This is a genomic window from Hymenobacter profundi, from assembly GCF_019334315.1.
GTDB classification, from domain to species: Bacteria; Bacteroidota; Bacteroidia; order Cytophagales; family Hymenobacteraceae; genus Hymenobacter; species Hymenobacter profundi.
In genome coordinates this window covers 1-3,122 of sequence record NZ_JAHWGL010000187.1, presented here as the reverse complement: position 1 = coordinate 3,122, position 3,122 = coordinate 1, and the positions used below count along the sequence as shown (strand labels likewise).

Annotated in this window: 2 protein-coding genes; one reads left to right on the top strand and one right to left on the bottom strand. The window is 58.8% G+C overall.

Going from position 1 to position 3,122, the window contains the following annotated elements:
* Positions 1 to 56: 56 nt before the first annotated feature.
* Positions 57 to 1,610, bottom strand: a complete 1,554-nt coding sequence (locus KYK14_RS21735) for a sensor histidine kinase (protein WP_219161747.1) — start codon at positions 1,608 to 1,610, stop codon at positions 57 to 59.
* Between KYK14_RS21735 and KYK14_RS21730 the strand changes: the two genes are divergently transcribed.
* The gene (locus tag KYK14_RS21730) at positions 1,576 to 3,066 is read left to right on the top strand and encodes a sensor histidine kinase (protein WP_219161746.1); all 1,491 of its coding nucleotides are present in this window, start codon (positions 1,576 to 1,578) and stop codon (positions 3,064 to 3,066) included. The genes KYK14_RS21735 and KYK14_RS21730 overlap by 35 nt on opposite strands.
* Positions 3,067 to 3,122: the final 56 nt, after the last annotated feature.

The window sequence follows — 3,122 nt, the reverse complement described above, 5'->3', positions numbered from 1 at the left end:
GAAGGTCTTTCGCTGCGCTCAGGATGACAGCCGTTTTGCATTCACACCTTCACAATTCACTTCCCTGCCAGATACACCCGGAACGTAGTGCCCTCGCCTACTGTGCTTTCCACTACAATGCGGCCGCCGGCTTGTTCTACCAGCCGGTTTACCAGGTAGAGACCCACGCCGGTGCCGTGCACGTGGTCGTGGAAGCGGCGGAACATCTGGAACAGGTCGGCGCCGTAGCGGGCCAGGTCCATGCCCAGGCCGTTGTCTTGCACCACCAATATGGGCATGCCTTCCGGCGTACGTTCCGTCGCTACCCGAATGAGGGGCGGCCGGTCGGGGTGGGCATATTTCAGGGCGTTGCTGAGCAGGTTATAGAGGATGCTTTGCAGGCTGAGCTGGGCAAAATCGAGGGTAGGTACCTCGTCGAACTCAAGGGTAAACACGGCGCCGGAGGCAGCTACCTGGTGGTGCATGCTCTGGATAATGGCCTGCGTGAGCGGTAGCAGCTGCACCGTGTCGGTGGAGAGCTGGCCGTGATAGCGCTCTACCTGCACAATTTCGGCCAAGCCTCCCACAGTATTATGAATCTGGGTGAGGGCACTCTCAAACATACCCAGTAGCAGCGGCGCGTCGGGGTCGTGGAAGGTGGCCGTGCGCTTCAGCTCCTCAAAGATGCCCGCCATGTTATTAACCGGCTGCTTGAGGTCGTGCGAGGCCGTGTATACAAAGTTGTCGAGGTCTTGGTTGATGCGGGTGAGTTGCTGGTTGGTGGTGCTCAACTCGCGGTTAGCCTCGTCAATTTGGTTGCGGGCTACCACCTGTTCGGTTACCTCGTAGGCAAATGTCATAATGCCATCAATTGTCCCGTCGGCTCCGTGGCGCGCCTGATACACGAAGTTGAAATAGATATCTTCCATTGGCCCATCATCCGTGCGCGCCGCCCGAATCAGCCATTCATTTCCTTCATACGGCTCCCCCGTCTGATACACGCGCTGCAAGATTTGCCAAACAGACTGCTGGGTTAACTCCGGAATGGCCTCCGAAATGGGTAGGCCCAACAGGCGGCGCCCCGGGAAAAACCGCTGATAGGCCGGGTTTACCAGCTCGTATACCAATTCGGGACCATTCAGGATACAGATGGCTCCGGGGGCCTGCATAAACAGCCGCTCCAGACGGGCGCGCTGCCGCTCGGCCTCGGCCTGGGCTGCCTGTAGTTCGCGGGTGCGGTGCTGCACCCGGCTTTCCAGCTCCTGGTTGAGGCGGCGCAATGCCAGCTGCGCGCTGAATAGTGCGTCGTTGTTGGATCTGATTTCTTCGTTGGCGGCCTGCAATTCTTCGTTGGCGGCCGCCAGTTCTTCGTTTAGAACGCGTTGCTGCTGCTCGCTGGCTTCTATGCGGAGGCGGGCCACTACCTGCGCCGTTACCTCGTAGGCAAATACCTGAATACCATCAATATCGCCCTTGTGGTTGTGCGTGGGCTGGTAGATGAAGTTGTAGTAGTTGTGCCCCAGCGTGCCGGAGTTGCCGTGGTCGAGCTGCACTAGCATCTCAGTGGCGTGAAACGGCTCACCGGTCTGGTACACTTTGTCGAGCAGATCAAAGATCGGCTGTCCCTGCAACTCCGGCACGCTGGGGCACAACTACTACAACTTCATCTACCAGCCCACGCACAACCACAAGGGCGATATTGATGGTATTCAGGTATTTGCCTACGAGGTAACGGCGCAGGTAGTGGCCCGCCTCCGCATAGAAGCCAGCGAGCAGCAGCAACGCGTTCTAAACGAAGAACTGGCGGCCGCCAACGAAGAATTGCAGGCCGCCAACGAAGAAATCAGATCCAACAACGACGCACTATTCAGCGCGCAGCTGGCATTGCGCCGCCTCAACCAGGAGCTGGAAAGCCGGGTGCAGCACCGCACCCGCGAACTACAGGCAGCCCAGGCCGAGGCCGAGCGGCAGCGCGCCCGTCTGGAGCGGCTGTTTATGCAGGCCCCCGGAGCCATCTGTATCCTGAATGGTCCCGAATTGGTATACGAGCTGGTAAACCCGGCCTATCAGCGGTTTTTCCCGGGGCGCCGCCTGTTGGGCCTACCCATTTCGGAGGCCATTCCGGAGTTAACCCAGCAGTCTGTTTGGCAAATCTTGCAGCGCGTGTATCAGACGGGGGAGCCGTATGAAGGAAATGAATGGCTGATTCGGGCGGCGCGCACGGATGATGGGCCAATGGAAGATATCTATTTCAACTTCGTGTATCAGGCGCGCCACGGAGCCGACGGGACAATTGATGGCATTATGACATTTGCCTACGAGGTAACCGAACAGGTGGTAGCCCGCAACCAAATTGACGAGGCTAACCGCGAGTTGAGCACCACCAACCAGCAACTCACCCGCATCAACCAAGACCTCGACAACTTTGTATACACGGCCTCGCACGACCTCAAGCAGCCGGTTAATAACATGGCGGGCATCTTTGAGGAGCTGAAGCGCACGGCCACCTTCCACGACCCCGACGCGCCGCTGCTACTGGGTATGTTTGAGAGTGCCCTCACCCAGATTCATAATACTGTGGGAGGCTTGGCCGAAATTGTGCAGGTAGAGCGCTATCACGGCCAGCTCTCCACCGACACGGTGCAGCTGCTACCGCTCACGCAGGCCATTATCCAGAGCATGCACCACCAGGTAGCTGCCTCCGGCGCCGTGTTTACCCTTGAGTTCGACGAGGTACCTACCCTCGATTTTGCCCAGCTCAGCCTGCAAAGCATCCTCTATAACCTGCTCAGCAACGCCCTGAAATATGCCCACCCCGACCGGCCGCCCCTCATTCGGGTAGCGACGGAACGTACGCCGGAAGGCATGCCCATATTGGTGGTGCAAGACAACGGCCTGGGCATGGACCTGGCCCGCTACGGCGCCGACCTGTTCCAGATGTTCCGCCGCTTCCACGACCACGTGCACGGCACCGGCGTGGGTCTCTACCTGGTAAACCGGCTGGTAGAACAAGCCGGCGGCCGCATTGTAGTGGAAAGCACAGTAGGCGAGGGCACTACGTTCCGGGTGTATCTGGCAGGGAAGTGAATTGTGAAGGTGTGAATGCAAAACGGCTGTCATCCTGAGCGCAGCGAAAGACCTTC